This is a genomic window from Halorubrum rarum, from assembly GCF_048380895.1.
Classification (GTDB): Archaea; Halobacteriota; Halobacteria; order Halobacteriales; family Haloferacaceae; genus Halorubrum.
In genome coordinates this window covers 25163-46886 of sequence record NZ_JBLWMN010000008.1, presented here as the reverse complement: position 1 = coordinate 46886, position 21724 = coordinate 25163, and the positions used below count along the sequence as shown (strand labels likewise).

Annotated in this window: 20 protein-coding genes and 1 tRNA gene; 13 read left to right on the top strand and 8 right to left on the bottom strand. The window is 68.7% G+C overall.

Going from position 1 to position 21724, the window contains the following annotated elements; translation table 11 throughout:
- The first annotated feature begins 26 nt into the window (after positions 1–26).
- From ACNSN7_RS08180 to hemB, 4 genes are all read left to right on the top strand, one after another.
- Complete coding sequence (locus tag ACNSN7_RS08180; protein WP_418281790.1) at positions 27–4121, top strand: DNA-directed DNA polymerase II large subunit; 4095 nt, start codon at positions 27–29, stop codon at positions 4119–4121.
- A gap of 108 nt (positions 4122–4229) precedes the next feature.
- Positions 4230–5036: a prephenate dehydratase gene (gene pheA / locus ACNSN7_RS08175; RefSeq protein WP_418281789.1), complete on the top strand. Its 807-nt coding sequence runs from the start codon at positions 4230–4232 to the stop codon at positions 5034–5036.
- A 176-nt stretch (positions 5037–5212) separates the two neighbouring features.
- Entirely contained in the window at positions 5213–5377 is a 165-nt protein-coding gene (locus ACNSN7_RS08170; RefSeq protein WP_418281788.1) for a DUF6757 family protein, read from the top strand.
- Between the two features lie 27 nt (positions 5378–5404).
- The gene (gene hemB / locus ACNSN7_RS08165; RefSeq protein ID WP_418281787.1) at positions 5405–6385 is read left to right on the top strand and encodes a porphobilinogen synthase; all 981 of its coding nucleotides are present in this window, start codon (positions 5405–5407) and stop codon (positions 6383–6385) included.
- 9 nt (positions 6386–6394) lie between these two features.
- Here hemB and ACNSN7_RS08160 read toward each other — a convergent pair whose 3' ends face one another.
- Together ACNSN7_RS08160 and ACNSN7_RS08155 are read right to left on the bottom strand one after the other, a co-directional pair.
- A complete protein-coding gene (locus ACNSN7_RS08160; protein ID WP_418281786.1) occupies positions 6395–8041 on the bottom strand; it encodes a rhodanese-like domain-containing protein in 1647 nt (548 codons plus the stop codon).
- 93 nt (positions 8042–8134) lie between these two features.
- Entirely contained in the window at positions 8135–8374 is a 240-nt protein-coding gene (locus ACNSN7_RS08155; protein WP_418281785.1) for a ferredoxin, read from the bottom strand.
- Between the two features lie 162 nt (positions 8375–8536).
- Between ACNSN7_RS08155 and ACNSN7_RS08150 the strand changes: the two genes are divergently transcribed.
- The 3 genes from ACNSN7_RS08150 to cgi121 are packed head-to-tail and all read left to right on the top strand — an operon-like array spanning position 8537 to position 11908.
- Complete coding sequence (locus ACNSN7_RS08150) at positions 8537–8791, top strand: DUF7967 family protein (RefSeq protein WP_418281784.1); 255 nt, start codon at positions 8537–8539, stop codon at positions 8789–8791.
- A gap of 49 nt (positions 8792–8840) precedes the next feature.
- The gene (locus ACNSN7_RS08145) at positions 8841–11330 is read left to right on the top strand and encodes an ATP-dependent DNA helicase (RefSeq protein WP_418281783.1); all 2490 of its coding nucleotides are present in this window, start codon (positions 8841–8843) and stop codon (positions 11328–11330) included.
- Entirely contained in the window at positions 11327–11908 is a 582-nt protein-coding gene (gene cgi121, locus ACNSN7_RS08140; protein ID WP_418281782.1) for a KEOPS complex subunit Cgi121, read from the top strand. The genes ACNSN7_RS08145 and cgi121 overlap by 4 nt, the downstream gene beginning before the upstream one ends.
- Here cgi121 and ACNSN7_RS08135 read toward each other — a convergent pair.
- Entirely contained in the window at positions 11888–12130 is a 243-nt protein-coding gene (locus tag ACNSN7_RS08135) for a hypothetical protein (RefSeq protein ID WP_418281781.1), read from the bottom strand. The two genes, cgi121 and ACNSN7_RS08135, sit on opposite strands and share 21 nt — an antisense overlap.
- Before the next feature lie 350 nt (positions 12131–12480).
- Positions 12481–12553: transfer RNA gene (locus tag ACNSN7_RS08130), tRNA-Gln, on the bottom strand.
- A gap of 171 nt (positions 12554–12724) precedes the next feature.
- Between ACNSN7_RS08130 and ACNSN7_RS08125 the strand changes: the two genes are divergently transcribed.
- The 3 genes from ACNSN7_RS08125 (at position 12725) to ACNSN7_RS08115 (ending at position 15928) form a co-directional block, all read left to right on the top strand.
- Positions 12725–13318 (top strand): IMP cyclohydrolase, encoded by a 594-nt coding sequence (locus ACNSN7_RS08125; protein WP_418281780.1) that lies wholly within the window; start codon positions 12725–12727, stop codon positions 13316–13318.
- Positions 13319–13378: 60 nt separating this feature from the next.
- Positions 13379–15568: a S9 family peptidase gene (locus tag ACNSN7_RS08120; RefSeq protein ID WP_418281779.1), complete on the top strand. Its 2190-nt coding sequence runs from the start codon at positions 13379–13381 to the stop codon at positions 15566–15568.
- 69 nt (positions 15569–15637) lie between these two features.
- Positions 15638–15928, top strand: coding sequence for a hypothetical protein (locus tag ACNSN7_RS08115; RefSeq protein WP_418281778.1), 291 nt, complete (start codon positions 15638–15640; stop codon positions 15926–15928).
- Between the two features lie 34 nt (positions 15929–15962).
- Here the strand turns inward: ACNSN7_RS08115 and hisB are convergent, their stop codons facing one another.
- The 3 genes from hisB to ACNSN7_RS08100 are packed head-to-tail and all read right to left on the bottom strand — an operon-like array spanning position 15963 to position 18866.
- On the bottom strand, positions 15963–16559 hold the full coding sequence (gene hisB, locus ACNSN7_RS08110; RefSeq protein WP_418281777.1) for an imidazoleglycerol-phosphate dehydratase HisB: 597 nt from the start codon (positions 16557–16559) through the stop codon (positions 15963–15965).
- A 59-nt stretch (positions 16560–16618) separates the two neighbouring features.
- Positions 16619–17338, bottom strand: coding sequence for a universal stress protein (locus ACNSN7_RS08105; RefSeq protein WP_418281776.1), 720 nt, complete (start codon positions 17336–17338; stop codon positions 16619–16621).
- A 37-nt stretch (positions 17339–17375) separates the two neighbouring features.
- The gene (locus ACNSN7_RS08100) at positions 17376–18866 is read right to left on the bottom strand and encodes an APC family permease (RefSeq protein WP_418281775.1); all 1491 of its coding nucleotides are present in this window, start codon (positions 18864–18866) and stop codon (positions 17376–17378) included.
- Between the two features lie 230 nt (positions 18867–19096).
- Between ACNSN7_RS08100 and ACNSN7_RS08095 the strand changes: the two genes are divergently transcribed.
- Positions 19097–19516: a universal stress protein gene (locus ACNSN7_RS08095; protein WP_418281774.1), complete on the top strand. Its 420-nt coding sequence runs from the start codon at positions 19097–19099 to the stop codon at positions 19514–19516.
- Positions 19517–19631: 115 nt separating this feature from the next.
- Here ACNSN7_RS08095 and hisA read toward each other — a convergent pair whose 3' ends face one another.
- Positions 19632–20381 carry a 1-(5-phosphoribosyl)-5-[(5-phosphoribosylamino)methylideneamino]imidazole-4-carboxamide isomerase gene (hisA, locus tag ACNSN7_RS08090; RefSeq protein WP_418281773.1) on the bottom strand — a complete coding sequence of 250 codons (750 nt, stop codon included), beginning with the start codon at positions 20379–20381 and terminating at the stop codon, positions 19632–19634.
- Positions 20382–20683: 302 nt separating this feature from the next.
- On the opposite strand from hisA, the gene ACNSN7_RS08085 reads away from it, so the two are divergent.
- Positions 20684–21112 carry a hypothetical protein gene (locus ACNSN7_RS08085; protein ID WP_418281772.1) on the top strand — a complete coding sequence of 143 codons (429 nt, stop codon included), beginning with the start codon at positions 20684–20686 and terminating at the stop codon, positions 21110–21112.
- A 36-nt stretch (positions 21113–21148) separates the two neighbouring features.
- Positions 21149–21715 (top strand): hypothetical protein, encoded by a 567-nt coding sequence (locus ACNSN7_RS08080; protein WP_418281771.1) that lies wholly within the window; start codon positions 21149–21151, stop codon positions 21713–21715.
- Positions 21716–21724 lie beyond the last annotated feature (9 nt).

Below are 21724 nucleotides of genomic sequence, written 5' to 3'. Positions count from 1 at the left end.
GGCGTGTCGGGGGACGGAGGACGCGGATGAGGCCGGACGACGAGCGCTACTTCGCCCGGATCGAGGAGCGACTCGACGAGGCGTTCGACGTCGCGGAGGCGGCGAAAGGGCAGGGAAAGGACCCCGAGCCCGAGATCGAGATCCCGGTCGCCCGCGACATGGCCGACCGCGTCGAGAACATCTTGGGGATCGACGGCGTCGCCGAGCGCGTCCGCGAACTCGAAGGCGAGATGTCTCGCGAGGAGGCGGCCCTGGAACTCGTTACCGACTTCGTCGAGGGGACGGTCGGGGAGTACGACTCCCGCGCCGGCAAGGTCGAGGGCGCGGTCCGCACCGCGGTCGCGCTGCTCACCGAGGGTGTCGTCGCCGCGCCGATCGAGGGGATCGACCGCGTCGAACTGCTGGAGAACGACGACGGAACCGAGTTCGTCAACGTGTACTACGCCGGACCGATCCGCTCGGCCGGAGGGACCGCACAGGCGCTGTCCGTGCTCGTCGCCGACTACGCCCGGTCGCTGCTGGGGATCGACGAGTACAAGCCGCGAACCGAGGAGGTCGAGCGCTACGCCGAGGAGATCGCCTTATACGACAAGGAGACGGGCCTCCAGTACACCCCGAAGGACAAGGAGTCGAAGTTCATCGCCGAGCACATCCCGATCATGCTCGACGGCGAGGCGACCGGTGACGAGGAGGTGTCGGGGTTCCGGGACTTAGAGCGCGTCGGCACCAACTCCGCGCGCGGGGGGATGTGTCTCGTCGCGGCCGAAGGGATCGCCCTGAAGGCCCCGAAGATACAGCGGTACACTCGCGATCTGGACGAGGTCGACTGGCCGTGGCTCCAGGACCTCATCGACGGGACGATCGGTGATGACGGCGGTGACGCCGACGGGGACGCGGGCGAGGGAGCGGGAGCCGCCGAGGGAGGAGCACACGACGACGGCGGCGACACGGATGCGACACCCGAGGACGTCGACGACGGACCGTCGGGCCCGCCGCGAGCGAAACCCTCCCAGAAGTTTCTCCGCGACCTGATCGCCGGACGTCCGGTGTTCACGCATCCCTCGGAGCCGGGCGGGTTCCGGCTGCGGTACGGACGGGCGCGCAACCACGGGTTCGCGACCGGCGGGGTGCATCCCGCGGCGATGCACGTCGTCGACGACTTCCTCGCGGCCGGAACGCAGATCAAAACCGAGCGTCCGGGGAAGGCACACGGGGTCGTCCCGGTCGACTCCATCGAGGGGCCGACGGTGAAGCTCGCGAACGGCGAGGTCCGGCGGATCGACGATCCGGCGGAGGCGCTGGCGGTCCGAAACGGGATCGAACGCATCCTCGATCTCGGCGAGTACCTCGTCAACTACGGGGAGTTCGTCGAGAACAACCACGCTCTCGCGCCCGCCGCGTACGTCCACGAGTGGTGGGCCCAGGAGTTCGAGGCGGCGGGGGCTGACGTTCAAGCGCTCTCGGACGACCCCCACGTCGACCTCGAACGCCCGGATGCCGACGAGGCGCTGGCGTGGGCGGAGTCGTACGACTGTCCGCTCCATCCGGAGTACACGTACCTGTGGCACGATCTCTCAGTGGCGGGATTCGAGGCGCTCGCGGACGCGGTCGCCGACGGCGAGATCGCCGGGAGCGTGTTGGCGATCGAGCACACGGAGGCGACCCGCACCGCGCTCGAAGCGCTGCTCGTCGAGCACACTCAGACGACGGACGCGCTGCGGATCCCGACGTGGCGGCCGCTCGCTCGCTCGCTCGGCGTCGACGACGGCCTCCGAAAGGAGTGGGACGACCTCTCGGCGACGGCTCGGGCGTGGGACGGCGGTGAGAGCGCGATGCGGGCGGTCAACGAGGTCGCGCCGTTCGAGGTGCGCGAGCGTGCGCCGACCCGGATCGGGAACCGGATGGGTCGCCCGGAGAAGTCGGAGAGCCGCGACCTCTCGCCGGCCGTTCACACCCTCTTTCCGATCAACGAGGCGGGCGGTCCGCAGCGCGACGTCGCGGAGGCCGCCCGAGCGATGGACGATCGGGGGCGGCGCGGTCACCACGAACTGGAGGTGGCAGACCGACAGTGTCCGTCCTGTGGCACCCACACGTACCGGGCCGCCTGCCCCGACTGCGAGACGCACACGGAACCGCACTACGAGTGCGGCGACTGCGGCACCGTCTGTCAGCCGGACGAGGCGGGCCGCGTGGAGTGTCCCCACTGCGAGTGGGAGGTCACCGCGGCGACGTACCAGGACGTGGACCTCAACGAGGCGTACCACGACGCCTTAGCGGAGGTCGGCGAGCGCGAGGCCGCCTTCGAGATCCTGAAAGGGGTACAGGGGCTCACCTCCAGGAACAAGACGCCGGAGCCGATCGAGAAGGGCGTGCTCCGCGCGAAAAACGGCGTCACGTCGTTCAAGGATGGGACCGTCCGATACGACATGACCGACCTCCCGGTCACCGCAGTCCGACCGGAGGAGCTCGACGTCACCGCCGGTCACTTCCGCGAGCTCGGCTACGAGACCGACATCGACGGCGACCCCCTGCGTCACGACGACCAGCTGATCGAGTTGAAGGTACAGGACGTCGTGCTCTCGGACGGCGCGGCCGAGCACATGATGAAGACGGCGGAGTTCGTCGACGACCTCCTCGAGCAGTACTACGACCTGCCCCGCTTCTACGAGCTCAACGAGCGCGACGACCTCGTCGGCGAGCTCGTCTTCGGGATGGCACCGCACACGAGCGCGGCGACCGTCGGGAGAGTGGTCGGGTTCACCTCGGCCGCAGTCGGGTATGCTCATCCGTACTTCCACGCCGCGAAGCGGCGGAACTGCTTCCACCCGGAGACGAGGATCGAGTATCGAGACGACGCAGGGTGGCACCGCAAAACGATCGAGGAATTCGTCGAGGAGCGGTTGGACGACCCCGAGCAGGACGACTTCGGGACGCTCGTCGAGGAGCTCGACGGAGCGGTTCGAGTGCCGTCGATCGACGAGCGCGGCGAACCGACGATGAAACCGGTGACCGCCGTCTCGAAACACCGGAGTCAGGACCATCTCGTCCGGATCGAAACGCGACACGGACGCTCGATCCGGGTGACTCCGGACCACGCGATGCTTCGAGCGGTGAACGGTGCCGTTCGGAGGGTCCCGGCGCGCGAGCTGGACGTCGGTGATTCGATACCCTGCGAGCCGTACGGCGACGGAGCGACTGCGGTGGCCGCGGCGACCGAAGCGGCCGGCCCCGAGACCATCGCGGACGGCGGCGTCGCGACCGACGAGGTCGCCTCCGTGGAGTACCTCGAAAGCGACGTGGCGCACACGTACAACCTGACCGTCGCGGAGACGCACACGCTCGTTGCGAACGGGATGGCGGTCGCGCAGTGTGACGGCGACGAGGACTGCGTCATGCTCCTGATGGACGGCTTGCTCAACTTCTCGAAGACCTACTTGCCGAACCAGCGAGGCGGGCGCATGGACGCACCCCTCGTGATGTCCTCGCGGATCGATCCCTCCGAGATCGACGACGAGGCGCACAACATGGACATCGTCCGTCAGTATCCCCTCGCGTTCTACGAGGCGACCCGCGAGATGGCCGATCCGGGCGACGTCGAGGACCTGATCCAACTGGGTGAGGACACGCTGGGAACCGACGACGAGTACCGCGGGTTCGATCACACCCACGACACGACGGACATCGCGATGGGGCCGGACCTGTCGGCGTACAAGACGCTCGGCGACATGATGGAGAAGATGGACGCCCAGTTGGAACTGGCCCGGAAGCTGCGCGCGGTCGACGAGACCGACGTCGCCGAACGCGTGATCGAGTACCACTTCCTGCCGGACATCATCGGGAACCTCCGGGCCTTCTCGAGACAGGAAACTCGCTGTCTCGACTGTGGCGAGAAGTATCGCCGGATGCCCCTGACGGGCGACTGTCGAGAGTGCGGCGGCCGGGTCACCCTCACCGTCCATGAGGGGTCGGTGAACAAGTACGTCGACACGGCCATCGAGGTCGCCGAACGGTTCGGCTGTCGCCCGTACACCAAACAGCGACTCTACGTGTTAGAGGAGGCGCTGGAGTCGGTCTTCGAGGACGACACCAACAAGCAGTCGGGTATCGCGGACTTCATGTGACCGGCGTGGCGTTCGATTCCCGTCACACCGTGACGGTGATCTCCGCAACGCTTCGGGACAGGTCGATCCCCGCCACGCTTTTCCCCCCGGGTCTTATAAGGAGATTCGATGAACGCCGTCACGCTCGGCCCCGCCGGCACGTACTCACACCGTGCGGCGCGGGCCGTCGCCGCCGAGGTGTCGTTTCGCGAGTCCGTCACGGCCATCGTCGACGCCGTCGCGAACGGGGAGTTCGAGCGCGGAGTGGTTCCGATCGAGAACAGCATCGAGGGGTCGGTCACCGAGAGCCTCGACGCGCTCGCGGAACACGACGTCGCGGTCACCCGCGAGATCGTCACGCCGATCCGACACGCCCTGCTCGCGCAGTCGTCGGAGTTCGAGGTCGTCGCCAGCCACTCGCAGGCGCTCGCGCAGTGTCGCGACTGGCTGGAGGCCAACTACCCGTCGGTCGGACTGGAGGCGGTCGCCTCGACCGCCCGCGGCGTCGAGCGCGCCCGCGAGGACGCCCGAATCGCCGGCATCGGACACCCGGACAACGCGGGTGACGACCTGGAGATCCTCGCGGAGGGGATCCAGGATCGCACCTCGAACGCGACCCGGTTCCTCGTCGTCGAGCCGGCGGCCGCGCGCTCGGATGCGGGCGGGAAGACGACGCTGATCGTCTATCCGAACGACAACTACCCCGGCCTCCTGTTGGAGCTTCTGGAGGCGTTCGCGGAGCGCAACCTCAACCTTTCGCGGATCGAGTCGCGACCGAGCGGCGAGCGACTCGGCGACTACGTGTTCCACTTCGACGTCGACGCCGGGCTGTACGAGGACCACCTCGCGGCGGCCGTCGAGGACGTCGAGGCGATCGCCGAGAAGGGATGGGTCCGGGTGCTCGGCTCGTACGACGCGAAGCACGTCCTGGAGTGACTGCCGATTCGCGTCCTGGAGTGACTGCCGATTCACGTCCTGGAGTGACGGCCGACTCACGTCCTGGAGTGACGGCCGACTCACGTCACGGAGTGACGACCCTCACGTTGCGATCGGCCGAAGCCGATCGACCTCTGACGAACACGGTTATACCCGCAGACGCCCTCGGATCGTGTATGCACTGTCACTACTGTGACCGGGAGGCCGCATACGGGGCCGAGACCGACGGCGTCACCGTCGGTCTCTGTGAGGAGCACTTCCGCGAACGGCTCGAGGAGCTCGCGGAGTCCGACGAGCTCGCGGCGCTCGAGGATCGGATCGACATCGACTCCGCCGAGTAAAAGACGGCCGGGGACCAACGACCGGATATGCACCCCGTTGATCGACCGCGGCGACTCCGCACCGACGGCGTCCGACCGCTGGTCAGCGAGACGAACCTCGCGGCGTCGGACCTGATCGCGCCCGTCTTCGTCGACGCCACGACCGACGAGCGCGTTCCCATCGAGACGATGCCCGGCCACGAGCGCGTCCCGGTCGACGACGCCGTCGCTCGCGTCGAGGAGATCCGCGAGACGGGCGTGGAAGCAGTCATCCTCTTCGGGATCCCGGACTCGAAGGATTCGGACGGCTCTCGGGCGTACGCCGACGACGGAGTCGTCCAGCGGGCGATCCGGGCGATCACGGCCGAGACGGACGCGTACGTCGTCGGCGACGTCTGTCTGTGCGAGTACACCGACCACGGTCACTGCGGCGTGATAGAGGACACCGCGGAGACGGACCCGACGCTCACCGTCCGCAACGACGAGACGCTACCGCTGCTGGCGAGAACGGCGGTCTCACAGGCCGACGCGGGCGCGGACATGGTCGCACCCTCGGCGATGACCGACGGACAGGTGAAAGCGATCCGGCACGCGCTCGACGAGGCGGGCCACGAGGACGTGGCGCTGTTGAGCTACGCCGCGAAGTACCGGTCCGCCTTCTACGGCCCGTTCCGGGACGCCGCCGACGGCGCGCCCGCGTTCGGCGACCGCCGGCACTACCAGATGGATCCCGCGAACCGCCGCGAGGCACTTCGTGAGGCACGTATCGACGTCGAGGAGGGCGCTGACGTGCTGATGGTGAAGCCGGGGTTGCCGTACCTCGACGTCGTCGCCGACCTGCGCCGGGAGTTCGATCACCCGATCGCCGCGTACAACGTCTCCGGCGAGTACGCGATGCTGCACGCGGCCGCCGAGAAGGGATGGCTCGATCTGGAGGACGTCGCATACGAGTCGCTGCTCTCGCTGAAGCGGGCGGGCGCGGACCTGATCCTCACCTACTTCGCCGAGGACGTCGCCGACCGGCTGTAGCCCGCCGAGTCATTCGACGAGGTTCTCTTCCCACTCCAGATACCGCTTCATCTCCCGTGTTCCCTGTGCGTACGGCTTCCGTACCGCCTCGTGTGGCTCGATCACCGTTCGTCCGTCCCCCGTCTCGACGTCGTGCCCGGAGCCCCGCCATGCCGCCACGCCCCCCTCGAGAACGACGATCGTGACGTCGTCCGCGAGCGATTCGACCGACGCGACGGCATCGCACGCGTCACCCCGCAGTCCCTCGGCCGAGGCTCGGCAGTGCTCGAGTTGTGCCGCCGCGAACGCGGACGTCTCGCCCGACTCGCACGTCAGCACCAGCGTCCCGCCGTCCTCGTGTTCGGCGGCGATGGCGGACTCGATCTCGGAGCGGGGTGCCCACGCCGCGCCGGGCACGTGACCGTCCGCGTACGGCTCGCGTGCGCCGACGTCGAGAACCGTCGGTCGATCGGTGTCACGCAGGTCGGCGAGGTCGTCCGGGGAGACGGTCGTGACCGCCGCTGCGACCCGATCGCTGCCGATCGGTTCGATCGTCTCGGCCCCCTCGACGAGGTCGGAGCCGGCGTCCGCCCAGGCGGTGGTCCCGCCACGAAGCACGTGGACGTTCTGATACCCCATCTCGGCGAGCCAGTACGCGGTTATCGACGACCGGACGTGCGTCTCCGAGACGAGGACGATCGCCGCGTCCCGGACGGCGATGTGTCGGCCGGCGGTCTGGATGAGCTGTCCGCCGGCGACGGAGCGCGCCCCGGGGATGTGTCCCGTCTCGAACTCCGGTTCGGTCCGTACGTCGAAGAGATACGTCGTCCGTCCGTCGTCGGTCTCGGCGCGGAGCGCCGCCAGTTCGGTCGGAGAGAGGTACGACGCGTCCGATCCCTGCAGGAGTTCCTCGACGGACGACCGGAGACGACGATGTCGGTCGGAGTCGACGTCGACGGCGTCCGGTTGACCGGGACCCGCCTCCAGTTCGTGGCCCGCGAGTTCCCAGCCCATCGTCCCGTTTTCCAGCTCGTACACGTCCTCGATCCCGAGCGCCTGGAGGGTCGCAGTACCGATGATGCTCCGCGTTCGACCGGCACAGTGGACGACCAGCGGTTCGTCGTCCCGGAGCTCGTCGGCGTACAACGCGAGGTCGACGCCCTCGACGTTGATCGACCCGGGGATCGTCCCGTACCGCTCGTACTCGGGAGGGTTCCGCACGTCGACGACGGTGAGGTCCTCCCGCCGCTCCGCCACCTCGTCGGGGTCCAGCTTCGGGAGGTCCCGTGACACCTCGACCCGTTCGCCGAACTCCTTGCTCTCGTAGCCGAACGCCGTCGCGTGGACGCCGTCGACCGCCTCCACGAGGTCCATCCCGGCGTCCCGCCACGCCGCGATCCCGCCGTCCAGATAGTCGACGCGGTCGTAGCCGAGCGACTCGATCCAGTGCGCGTCGAGCGGGGCGCGCTCGCCGCGATCGTCACAGAGGACGATCGGCGTCGAGCGGTTCGGAACCAGCACCGGAAGTCGGCGTTCGAGGTCGCTTCGCGGGACCCACGTGCTCTCCATGACGTTCCCGTTGACGTAGTCGAGCGACTGTCGAACGTCGAGTATCGCGACCGGATCGCTGGAGTCGATCGCGTCCCGTACCGCCGAAGGTGAGAGCGGAGCTGCCATCGTACGTCTCGACCACAGGCTCCATCACTATTTATAGTGTAAGGGGGAGTAGTCACCCGGTAGGCGCGGGTCGACCCCGTGCGTCGGATCGACCTACACGACCTGTTCGCCGTCCTCGTACACCTCGATCGCGTCGACCGGGCACACCCGTGCGGCGAACGTCGCGTCGTACTCCTCCCCGTCCGGTACCTCGACGACGAAGACGTCGTCGTCCTCCGCCTCGCTCTCGAGGAGAACCGCCTTCCCGGCGTCCTCGTCCCGCTCGAACCCGTCCCACTCGGCGACACACTGGAACATCCCGATGCAGGTGTCGCGATCGAACTTCACACGCATACAGCGGCGTACGACAAGCGGGTACAAAGCCGTGGCGACCCGTCGGAGACGGTCGCCGCGAGAGCCGGACGCAGGCGGTGGCTCGACCGACCGCCGGCCCGCGGCGTGCCAGTCCGCTGCGGACCGGCCCTTTTACCACTGCGAGGCGCGGAGTCCGTCACGATGACCGAAGTCTGGCTCGTCGATCGGGAGTTCGACTCGAAGGGGCTCGTCCGGCTGACCTACGCGACGACGGACGGGACGCGGGTCCACACGAAGGAACTGGCCGAGCAGCGACTGTTCACGGGGAACGGGATCACCGCCGCGCGCGACGTCGGCGACGACGCACTGGGCGAGACCGCATCCGAGAACGTCGAGCGATTCGCCACGGAGGCGTCGCGGATGGCCGACGAACACGACCCCGACGACACGGTGTGAGCCCGCGCGTTCCGACGTTTTAAACCGGATCGGGGATCAAGGGGAGGTAATGCAACCGAGTTCGCTCTCCGGACTTCCCGCGGGCGTCGGCGAAGCGCTCGAAGCGGAGGGCGTCACCGATCTGTATCCGCCCCAGGAGGCGGCCGTCGACGCGGGCGTCGTCGACGGTGAGAGCCTCGTCGCGGCGGTCCCCACCGCGTCGGGGAAGACGCTCATCGCCGAGCTCGCCATGCTCTCCGCGGTCGAGCGGGGCGGGAAGGCCCTCTACATCGTCCCGCTCCGCGCGCTCGCCTCGGAGAAGAAGACGGAGTTCGAGCGCTTCGAGGAGTTCGGCGTCACCGTCGGCGTTTCGACGGGAAACTACGACTCGGACGGCGAGTGGCTCGCGACCCGCGACGTCATCGTCGCCACCTCCGAGAAGGTCGACTCGCTCGTTCGGAACGGCGCGCCGTGGATCGACGATCTGACGTGCGTCGTCTCGGACGAGGTGCACCTCGTCGACGACGCCGGGCGGGGACCGACGCTCGAGGTCACGCTCGCGAAGCTCCGCCGGCTGAACCCCGGCCTCCAGACGGTCGCGCTCTCGGCGACCGTCGGCAACGCCGCGACCATCGCCGACTGGCTCGACGCCGAACTCGTCGAGTCCGACTGGCGACCGATCGATCTCAGGATGGGCGTTCACTACGGCAGCGCGATCAACTTCGACGACGGGTCCCAAACGGAGGTTCCGGTCGGGAGCGGCGAGGACCAAACCGCGGCGCTCGTCGGCGACGCCCTCGACACCGAGGAGGACGGGCAGGGCGGCTCCTCGCTCGTGTTCGTCAACTCCCGCCGGAACGCCGAGAGCGCGGCCCGGAAGCTGACGGGCGTGACGGGCCCCAGACTCACGACCGACGAGCGAGACCGGCTCCGCGAGCTCGCCGGGGACCTGCGGGACGTCTCGGACACGGAGACGTCCGAGGACCTCGCGTCGGCCGTCGAAGCGGGCGCGGCGTTCCATCACGCGGGGCTCGCGAGCGAACACCGGAGCCTCGTCGAGGACGCGTTCCGCGACCGGCTGATCAAGGTGGTCTGTGCGACGCCGACGCTCGCGGCCGGCGTCAACACGCCCGCTCGACGAGTGATCGTCCGGGACTGGCGGCGGTACGACGGCGACTTCGGCGGGATGAAACCGCTCGACGTCCTGGAAGTCCACCAGATGTGCGGCCGGGCGGGGCGACCCGGACTCGATCCGTACGGGGAGGCCGTCCTCCTCGCGACGGACGCGGACACGATGGACGAGCTGTTCGACCGATACGTCTGGGCGGACGCGGAGCCGGTCCGATCGAAACTCGCCGCCGAGCCCGCGCTCCGGACGCACGTGCTCGCGACGGTCGCCTCGGGGTTCGCCGCCACCCGCGAGGGGCTGTTGGAGTTCCTCGACAACACCCTCTACGCGACCCAGACGGACGACGAGGGACGTCTCGCGGCGGTTACCGACGCCGTCGTCGACTACCTCGTCGTCAACGGCTTCATCGATCGCGAGCGCGACGGCGGCGTCGAGCGCCTCGCCGCGACCGGGATCGGCCACACCGTCTCCCGGCTCTACCTCGATCCGATGAGCGCCGCGACGGTCCTCGACGGGCTTCGTGACGCGTGCGCGACGACCGACGACACGGGCGATGCGGCGGGAGCGTACGCGCTCTCCGCGGGAACGGCGGAGGACGACGAGGAGCCGGCCTTCGGAACGTACAGCCGTGTGGACGATGAGGGGGAAGGCGGCGAGGGCGACGGAGACAACGAGGAGGACGGAGGCGGCGAGCGTGACGGAGACGGCAGGAGCGACGCCGACACCGACTCCGGTCCCGAGATCACCCCGCTCGGCCTGTATCACCTCGTGTGTCGGACGCCGGACATGTACCAGCTCTACTTGAAGTCGGGGGACCGCGAGACGTACGAGGAGATCTACTACGAACGCGAGGCGGAGCTCCTCGGTGACGCTCCCTCGGAGTACGAGGACGTGCGCTTCGAGGACTGGCTCGCGGCGCTGAAAACCGCTCGACTGCTGGAGGACTGGGCGAGCGAGGTCGACGAGGACCGGATGACCGAGCGATACGGCGTCGGGCCGGGGGACATCCGCGGCAAGGTCGACACCGCGGAGTGGCTGCTCCGCGCGACCGAGACGCTCGCCAGCGACGTGGACGGCGTCGACGGCGACGCGGTCCTCGCCGTTCGGGAGGCGCGCAAGCGGGTCGAGTACGGCGTTCGCGAGGAGCTACTGGATCTGGCGGGCGTCCGCAACGTCGGTCGGAAGCGTGCCAGGCGACTGTACGAGGCGGGCGTCGAGAGCCGCGCCGACCTCCGCGAGGCGGAGAAGGGCGTCGTCCTCGGCGCGCTCCGCGGCCGGGAGCGAACCGCGGAACGAGTACTGGAGAACGCCGGTCGGGAGGACCCGTCGATGGAGGGGGTTCGATCCGATCGGTCGGCCTCCGCGGCCGCGACCGCGGGATCCGACGGCGACGACGGCGAGGGGCAGGCGAGCCTCGGTGATTTCCAGTGAGCGGCGGGACGGACGAGGGGCGACCGGATCGGGTCGACGACGCCCCCGAGCCCGAGATCCGACTGGTCGAAGGGACGGCGTCGATCGACGATCTCGACCGCTTCCTCGAGGCGATCCGCTCGATCGGCGAGGAGACGGGAGCGGTCGTGCAGGCGTTCGACGCCGACCTCGTCGTCTCCGCGGCACAGCTCCGCCGCGCGACCCGACTCGCCGCGCGAGCGATCGCGAGAGGCGAGGCGGTCGCCCGCGATCCGGCCGTCGAGGTGCTGCTGTATGCGGCCGGTCGCCGACAGATCGATCGCGCGCTCGCCCTCGGCGTCTCGGAGGGCGAGGTCCCGATCGTCGCGGTCGTCGCCGACTTCGGTGCGGTGTCGGGCGCGGGGCGTCCGACGGCCGACCTCGACGCGGCGGTCGCGGCGGTGAGCGAGCTCGTGGCACCCGGAAAGACGCTCGGCGCGTTCGACGAGACGGCCGTCCGGGAGCGCTACGGCGTCACCGATCGGGAGCTCGCCGCGACCGACGGCGACCTGCCGGACGTCGTGTGCGAGCGGGTCGCGCTACTCGACGTCGAGAAGTGATCCGTCCCCGCGTTCGCGTTCGGCGGCCACCAACTGGAGCGCCTGCCGAACGTGGTACCGCCCCCGCTCGTCCTCGACGGCGTCGAGGGCGGACCCGAGGTGGCGTTCGATACGGACGAGACCATCCTGCGGGGAGGCCGAGGGGACGAGGTCATCCTCCGGGGAGGCCGAGGTGTCGTCGGGCGCGTGCGAAGCCCCGTCCTCGGGATCGTCAGAAGTCATCGATTCTCCCCTCGCGAGTCCATCCGAACCGGATCGTGTGCCGATGTTCGAGTCGGGTCACGTGATCGTATCATGCCGCATCACTGATAAGATGACGCCGCCGTCGTGACGGAAGCGTCGGGAGTTCGAGAACGATATCGCCCGTTTTCGTGAGCGATCACGACCCCCTTTGTTCTGGTGGAAATCGCATGACTGAACGGCGATAAAGTTCCAGTAGAAACGGCGAGGCGGAGAGCTACCGGGCACGGGAATGAACGTGCCGAGGAAAGCGGCGGCGGAACGCACGGCGACTGACCCCGCGGCGGATACAGCGGACCCAGCGAGGTCGTGTGAGTGCGTCGAGACGAGAATAGTCCATCCTGGATTCGAACCAGGGTCGTTGCCCCCAGAAGGCAACAGGATTGGCCACTACCCCAATGGACTGTGCACTCACCCGTAATCCGTGGGTGTTTGTAAGCGTTGCGCGTCGTCGCCGCCCTGACACCGGTTCGCAGATGACGTTCCTCGAGGAGACGGAACGGGTAGTGAGCGTCACCGTACCGACGAACGTGCGTACATCGGCGCTTTTAAGCGAGCGAATAGCCACGTTCGTGTATGTACATCGGCCGCTTCGTCGTCGTCGGACCCGGCATCGGCGCGTACCGCGTCTCCTCGCGATCGTTCCCGAACCGTCGCGTGCTCGACCGCGACGGGACCCTGACGGTCGGACCGACGCCGGACGCGCCCGAGACGGACAACCCCTACATCTCGTACAACTGCGCGCGCGGCGTCGAGACGCCGACGGGCGAGTCGCTGGCGGTCGTCGGCAACGGCTCGCACGTCGACCCCATCGCGGAGAAGGTGGAGCTCGGGTACCCCGTCCGCGACGCGCTCGCGTCGCCGCTGCTCGCGCTCGACTTCGAGAAGGACGACTACGACACGCCGCGGATCGCGGGCGTGGTCGGCGCGGAGACGGCGACGATCGGAACGGTTCGCCGGGACGCGCTGCTCGTCGAGGCCGTCGACGAGCCGACCATCGTCGCCACTTACGAGACGGACAGCCCGGAGCCGTACGGGCTCTCCGCGACCGGCGCGGGAGCCGCCGCGAGCGAGGTGCTCGGAGCCGACTTCGAGCACGCGGTGTGTGCGGCGGGCGCGACCGTCGACGGCGACGGCGTGACTCTCGCGTTCGACAACGGCGGGGAGTGAGACGCGACCGCTCGCTTCCGCCTCCCGACGCCTTTTGAGTGCGGCGGTCGAGAAACGAATATGAAGCGCGTGACTGCGGCGGATTACCACGACATCGCGAAGCCCGCGGACCCGCGGCTCTCTCCCGACGGCGAACGCGTCGCGTTCCTGCGGAAACAGCCGCTCGACGAGGAGGAGTACGAGTCGACGGTGTATCTCGTCGACGTCGACGGCGGCGACCCGCGACGACTCACCCTCGCGGAGGGAACGGACGCGGAGCCTCGCTGGAGCCCCTCCGGCGATCGGATCGCGTTCGCTTCCACGCGCGGGGCGGACGACGACCGACAGCAGCTGTGGGTGCTCCCGGTCGGCGGCGGCGAGGCGCGACGGGTGACCGACGTCGTCGGGGGCGTCTCCGACATCGCGTGGTCGCCCGACGGCGAGCGGATCGCGTTCGTACAGTCCGTGACTCGCGAGGACCGCGAGGCGGAGCGGGACCTGTCGGTTCCCGACGAGTATGAGCCGGAGGAGCATCCCGACCCACGGGTGGTCGACCGGACCGTCTTCCGGTCCGGACAGGAGTACTTCGACGGACGGTACTCGGGGATCTACCTCGTCGACGCGGACGCGATCGTCGACGGCGTCCGAGCGGACGACGAGCCCGCGATCGACCGCGTGACGGACCGCGACGCGGAGTTCGGGGCTCCGACGTTCGGCGACGCCGACACCCTGTACTACACCGAGTCGGTCGGCGACGACCCGGACGACTCCGACGAGATCGCGATCCACGCTCACGACCTCGCGGCGGACAGCCCGGGCGACACGACCGAACGGATCCACACCACGACCGGGTGGGAGACGCCCCTCGCGGCGACGGCGGACGGGCGGATCGCGTTCGCGCACATCGAGCCGGATCAGGCGTCGTTACGGGGGACGGACCTACACTGCCTCGACCGGGAGACGGGAACGGTGACGGATCTCACCGCCGGTCTCGACCGCGGGCTGGGCTACGGCATCGCCCCGCAGTGGGGCCCCGACGACGAGACGGTGTACTTCACGACGCCCGACGAGGGGGCCACTGCGGTGTGGTCCGTCCCGGGCGACGGCTCCGAAGACCCGGCCCGGCTCCGTCGATCGGGCACCGTTTCGGGCGGAACCGTCGTCGGCGCTTCCGGTGCCGGTCCCGACGAGGTCGTCGTCGCGGTCGCACGAAGCGAGTGGGACCATCCCGGCGACGTGTTCGCGTTCGATGCCGGGAGCGACGAAGAGCGGCGGCTCACGGAGCTCAACGCCGACTACCTCGCGGAGCGACGCGTCGGCGAGCCGGAGGAGCTGTGGTTCGACTCCGAGCAGGGCGAGGTCCACGGCTGGGTGTTGACGCCGCCCGAACTCGACGCGACGGACGCCGCGAGCGGCGGGGAGACCGACGGGGAGAGCGACGACCGCGAGGAGTACCCGTTGGCGGTGGAGATCCACGGCGGGCCGCACGCGATGTGGTCGACGTCGGGGACGATGTGGCACGAGTTCCAGACGCTCGCGGCCCGCGGCTACGTCGTCTTCTGGTCGAACCCGCGCGGGTCGGCCGGCTACGGCGAGGCGTACCGTCAAGCGATCGAGCGGAACTGGGGTGAAGCCACGCTGACAGACGTGATGGCGGGCGTCGACGAGGTGGCCGAGCGCGGGTACGTCGACGAGTCGAACGCCTTCGTCACCGGCGGCTCCTTCGGCGGGTTCATGACCGCGTGGACGGTCGGGCGGACGGGCTACTTCCGGGCGGCCGTCGCCCAGCGCGGCGTGTACGACCTCACGGGACTGTACGGCTCGACCGACGGCGCGTACAAGCTGGTCGAGGGCGATTTCGACACCGTCCCCACCGAGGAGCCGGGGCTGCTCTGGGAGCAGTCGCCGGCCGCCCACGCGGCCGACGTCGACACGCCCACCCTGTTGATCCACTCCGAGGACGACACCCGAACGCCGATCGGTACGGCGGAGCTGTACCATCGGATCCTCCGGAAGAACGGCGTCGAGACGCGGTTCGTTCGGTACCCGCGGGAGGGTCACGAGCTGTCGCGGTCGGGGGAGCCGGGCCACATCGTCGATCGTATCGAGCGGATCGCGCGGTGGTTCGACGGCTACTCCGATCACCACGACGCCCCGAAGGCGCTGGACCGCCCGGAGGACGACGGACTGACCGCGGGCAACGGGGACGGCGACGGCGGCGAGACCGACGACGGCGGCGAGACCGACGACGGCGATAGCCGGGCACCGTAGACGACGTCCGGCTGAGAGCCGGCGAAGCGCCCGCCCGTTTTTAAGTCCGCGGCGACCGATCGCACGGACATGGCGAACCCGTACTACGCGCTCCGTCGGATCCGTCGCGCTCGTGGATCCCTCCCGACGCCGCCGTCCTCGCGGTTCGAGACGCGTCGCGACGAGTACGAGGCGATCCTCACCGCGGTCCACGATCTGGGCGGCGACCGCGCGGTCGACGATCTCACCGGATGGATCATCGTTCAGACCGGCCACGACGAGGCGTTGCCGGCACCCGCGGCGGTCCGACGTCGCGCGAACGCGCTGTTGAAAGTGCACGGCGTATCCGTGCCGGACGACTCGCCGCTGGCCGTCGAGTAGCGCGGAGGCGAGCCGAACGGACGGTCCCCGACCGCTACAGCTCTCCTTTCGTGCTCGGCGTATCGCTGCGCCGGTCGTCGATCCGGGTCGCGTCATCGAGCGCGCGCGCCAGTGCCTTAAATAGGGCCTCCACCTCGTGGTGGGCGTTGTCGCCGGTCTCGACGGCGGCGTGGAGCGTGAGTCCCGCGTTGTGCGCGAGCGAGAGCGCGAAGTGATCGGCCATGACGCTCGTGAACTCGCCGACCCGATCCTGAGAGAACTCGCCGTCGAACTCGTAGTACGGTCGACCGGCGACGTCGACGACGACGGACGCGACCGCCTCGTCGAGGGGAACGCGGCGGTCGGCGTAACGTCGGATCCCGCGTTTGTCGCCGAGCGCCTCGTCGAACGCCTCGCCGAGGCAGATGGCGACGTCCTCGACGGTGTGGTGGTCGTCGATGTGGGTGTCGCCGTCACAGCGGACCGTGAGATCGAACAGGCCGTGTTTCGCGAACGATTCGAGCATGTGGTCGAAAAAGCCGATCCCGGTGTCGACCTCGCCGTCGCCGTCGCCGTCGATTGCGAGGGTGAGGTCGATCGCCGTCTCGCTCGTCTCGCGTGAGACGGCAGCGTGTCGGTCGTTATCGCTCATACGTCACCCTCAACGGGCGCTCTTAAGGGGATTGCGCTCGGACCGCCGCCGTCGACGGCTCAGTTCCGGACGACGAGGACGGGGCGATCGGAGTCGGCGATGACCCGTTCGGTGACGTCGCCGAGCAGTTGCTCGCGGAGCGAGGGCTCCGACTCGCCGACCACGACGAGGTCCGCCTCGCTCGCCGCGGCGGTGATAGCGACTCCGGGCGAGCCGGATCGCTCCTGTCGCCAGTCGATCCGGTCCTCGGTGATCCCGTCGTCGGCCAGTCTGTCGGCGGCCCCGCGGAGGAGGAACTCGCCGGATGCCTCCTCGTCGTCGGAATCGGCCACGTTGAACAGCGTCACCGTTGCGTCGCTCTCGGCGAGCAACGCACCGACGAACTCGACGATCCGTCCGAGGTTCACGTCGCCTTTCAGCGGGACGAACACACGATCCAGTCGCTCCCCGATGGATCCGCCGGTGAGTACCGCATGACAGTCGCTCTCCTCCGCGATCCGATCAATAGTCGCCCGCCGATCGCGCGTGAACACGACGACCGATTCGACCGTCGCGCCGGCGTCGGCGAAGCTCGTCGAGACGTCCTCGACGGCGGCAGCCGCCTCCTCCCCGTACTCGGCCTGGAACTGCTCGGGCGACGCCTGATCCGGAACGGGATAGTACCCCAACACGACGACGTGATGGGGATGGAGTAGCTCGACGAGCGCGGGCGGCGGCTCCACGGGATCGGCGACGTTCACCGGGACGAGCACGGTCGGATCGTCGAGATCGTCGTTCATGGGTGGTCGTTCCGTAATGGTTGCACGTCCGGGGGTATCAACGTCCCGGACCCGTCGAGTCGTCGTCGCCGGCCCGATCGTTCGCCCGCTCGGTCGGTCGGACGTCCGGCCCGTCGAGCGTCATCTCCACCTCGTCGCCCGTCCGGACGCCGCGAAGCGTGGCGAGGGCGCTGTCGTCCGTCGTCCGGTACCGGACGTACACGACGTACCAGGCGATACTGAGCACGACGAACGCGAGTCCGAGGAGTATCTCGATCGGGTCCATAAAGCCGATCAGCCCGAACGAGGTGATCGCTCCCGCGATCGGGACCCACGGATACAGGGGGACTCGGTACGGCGGGTCGTACGCAACACCGTCGGCCTCTCGAAAGACGATGAGCGCGATATTCACGAGCCCGTACACGACGAGATGGAGCACGCTCGCCGCCTTCGCGAGGACCGCGACGTCGCCGATCAACACGAAAAGCAGGATGAACGCACCGGTCAGGACGATCGCACGGGTGGGGGTTTTGAACCGGTCGTGGATCTTGTTCAGCGTGGGCGAGACGAGACCGTCACGGCCCATCGCGTAGTTGATCCGGGAGGCGGCGAGGATCGACGCGTTCGCCGAGGAGGCGGTCGCCAGCAGGCCGGCGAGCGTGAGCAGACCGACGCCGACCGCGGCCGCACCGAAGAACTGTCCGAACAGCAGCCCCGCCACGTCCGCGACCGCCGTCTCCGACTCCGCGATGTCGCCGCGATCGACGACGCCGAGCACGATAACCATGATGACGGCGTACATCACGGTGACGATCAGGACGCTCCCGATGAGCGCGCGCGGGAGGTTCCGGGACGGCTCCTTGATCTCGCCGGCGACGGTCGTGATCTTCACGAAGCCGAGATAGGAGACGAACACGAGCGCGGTCCCGGGGAGGATCGCACCGGTCCCCTCGGGCGTGAACGGGGTGAGCGTCGAGAGATCGGCCGCGACCACGCCGAGGAGCGCGAACACCGCCAGGATCCCGAGTAGTCCGAGTACGATGAGGTTCTGGAGGTTTCCCGTCTCCTCGGTCGAGACGTAGTTGATGCCGATGAACAACACGCCCCCGATCAACCCGCCGATCTGTGCGAATTCCAGCGTGAGGGGGCCGAGCGCGAGCGACGGGAGGGGCACGACGGCCGCCAACAGCAGTCCGAGGTAGCTGCCGAACCCGATGACGTAGAACGCGGACGCGAACGCGAGTCCGAGCCAGTTCCCGAACCCGGCGATCGATCCGAACAACGGTCCGAGTCCCTCGTTGATGAAGTGGTAGCTCCCGCCCGCACGCGGCATCGCGGTCGCCAGTTCCGAGGCGGACAGGGCGGTCAACAGCGCGATCCCGCCGCCGATGACGAACGAGAGTGCGATCGCCGGTCCGGCGGCTCCGGCCGCGGGCCCCGGTAACACGAAGATCCCCGCCCCGATCATCGTTCCGACGCCGATCATCAGCGCCTCCGTGAACCCGAGCGTCCGTTCGAGTTGTGTCTCGGGTTGAACGTCGGGTGCCATCCACCGACGTTTGTGAGGCCATAGATAAAGTGCTGGGGGATGCGGGCGATCGGCCCACCCCAGATCTCCGGACTGCATTGATCGACGGCGACGACGACGGCGTTCGTCGGCCGGGACGGAGGAGCGCCCCGGCGACGGCGACGGCGGCGGCGACGGTGACGGCGACAGCGACGGCGACAGCGACAGCGATCGCCCAGAGGGACTATGCCGGTTCGGCCGAGAGGACACACATGGTGTTCCGCGTGCTCGTCGCAATGGACGGATCGGAGATGGGAGAGCGGACGCTTCGATACGCCCTCGAAACGCATCCAGACGCCGAGATAACCGTGCTCCACGTCGTGGGAGAACCCTCGTCGATGTGGGGGAAAGCGACGAGCCTCGCGCTCGAAGACGACATCGAGCAGGCCGCCGAGGAGCTCGCCGAAGACGTGTTAACGACGGCACGCGAGATCGCCGACGAGTACGGAACGGAGATCGAAACCGACGTGCGGATCGGAAATCCCGCGCGTGCGATCATCGGTCGTGCGGAGGAGTACGACACCGTCGTGATCGGAACCCACGGCGGCTCGGTGGCCGAGCGGTTGGTCGTCGGCGACGTCGCACGGAAGGTGTTCCGGCACTCGCCCGTGCCGGTGACGACGGTTCGCTGATGACGAGTCGGTGACGACGGTTCGCTGATGACGAGTCGGTGACGACGGTTCGCTGATGACGAGTCGGTGACGACGGGTCGGTGACGCTCGTCCCGTGCGATCCGTACCGCCAGGTTCAGCTCCCGTCCGCGGCGTCCGCCGCCGACTGCGCCTCTCGAAGCGTGAACCGGCCCTCGTAGAGGGCGGTTCCGACGACGACCGCGGCGGCACCCGCCTCCTTGAGAGCGATCACGTCCTCGACCGTCGCGACGCCGCCGGAGGCGATCACGGGGATCTCGACGGCGTCGACCACGGCCGAGACGGCCTCGCGGTCGATCCCCTCGAGTTGACCCTCCACGTCGACGTTCGTGAAGAGGATCGCGCCAGCACCCAGCTCCTCGTAGCGTGCCGCGGCCTCGGCGGGGTCGAGTCCGGTCCCTTCGGTCCAGCCGCTGACGACGACCTCGCCGTCCTTGGCGTCGAGGCTGACGACGACGCTTCCGGGATGTGTGCCGTCGATATCGGCGACGATCTCGGGCGTCTCGACCGCGGCGGTGCCGAGGATGACGCGGTCGAGCCCCGTATCGAGCAGGTCTCGGGCTCCCGCCGCGGTGCGGATGCCTCCGCCGAGCTGGAGGCCGACGTCGTCGTCGACGGCGTCGACGACCGCCTCGATGGCGGCCGCGTTGACGCGCTCGCCCTCGAACGCCCCGTCCAGATCGACGAGGTGGAGCGTCGACGCGCCCGCGTCGATCCAGCGCTCCGCCGCCTCGACCGGGTCGCCGTACCGTTTGCCCGTGCCGCGCTCGCCGCCGACGAGCTGAACGACCTCGCCGTCCTGGACGTCGACCGCGGGGATCACCTCGAACTCGGGGAGATGTGTCATACGGGATCGATGATCCGGGCGGGGATTAAGCCGGTCGGTTCCGAGCGTGTCATCGCCGATCCCGCGCCGGTGATCGCCGATCCCGCGCCGATGATCGCCGATCCCGCGCCGATGATCGACGTGTCGCGTCGATCGGCCGGTTGTCTCCGACTGACTGCGGGGCCCGAGCGGAACGCTGGCCGATCGGATGCAGTTAATCGAGGATAAATCGGGACGAATCGAGTTGAGGGAACGCAACTCCTCGGGATCCGAGTTCACGGCTTCATCCCCTTATGCAGGTGGCGACCGGAGCACGGGACGCGATGAACACGAATCGACTGGTCACGATCGCGGTCGCAGCGATGTTCCTGATCGGCGGCGTGGCGGCGGTGGGTGCCGCCAGCCCGGTCGATCAGGCGAGCGAGAACGCAACGGACGCACACGAGGAGAACGCTCCGGGTGATGTCGACGACGACCTCGACGAGGACGACGCTGAATCCGCCGAAAACAGCGCGGATTCCGCCGATGACAACGCGAACGGAGTCGGTCCGAGCGACGGGCTTCCGGAGCGGACACCGGATCGAGTGAACGAGGCCCACGAGGCGATCGAGTCGTTCCTCGACGGTTCGGTGGAGAGCCTCGGCGAGTCGCTGAACGACCTGCTTGCCAGCGACGGGGCGGCTGATGGGGCCGCCGATGACGACGAGAACGCGGCGGACGATGACGGAGGCGAGGAGAATGCGGACGCGTAACCGGCCGACCGTCCACGAGCGCCGACGGTGATCACCATGCACTGGAAACACGTCGCCGTCGGGGTCACCGCGGTCGTGGTGCTGCTCGTCGGCGTCGGTGCCGCGTTGTACACCGGGGTCGGACCGGCACCCGGCGGTGGCTCCGGCGACGAGATCGAGGAGTTCCCCACCGGTACCGAGTACGGTGGGAGTACTGGCGACGACGGTTCTGACGACGGCAGCTCGGACGGAAACTCGGACGACGATGCCGACGAACCGCCGTTCACGTTCACGATCGACGAGATCGAGGAGTGCGGGCAGACCTGCCGCGACGTCACCACGACGCTGTACAACGAGCGGACCGACGCCGCGACGGACGTGACGGTGTACACCAGGATCTACGCCGGCGAGGACGCGAGCGACCCCGACGACATCGTCTGGGAGGGGACCGAACCCGTCGGGGACCTCGATGCGAACGAGTCGTACACCACGGACGAGCGCGTGGAGCTCTCGTTCCGGGACGCACGGGAGATCGATCGGAACGACGGATGGATAACGATCGTCACGACGGTCGAAGCGAACGAGGAGACGGTGACGTTCACGGACAATGAACAGGTCGCGTAGCCTCGAACC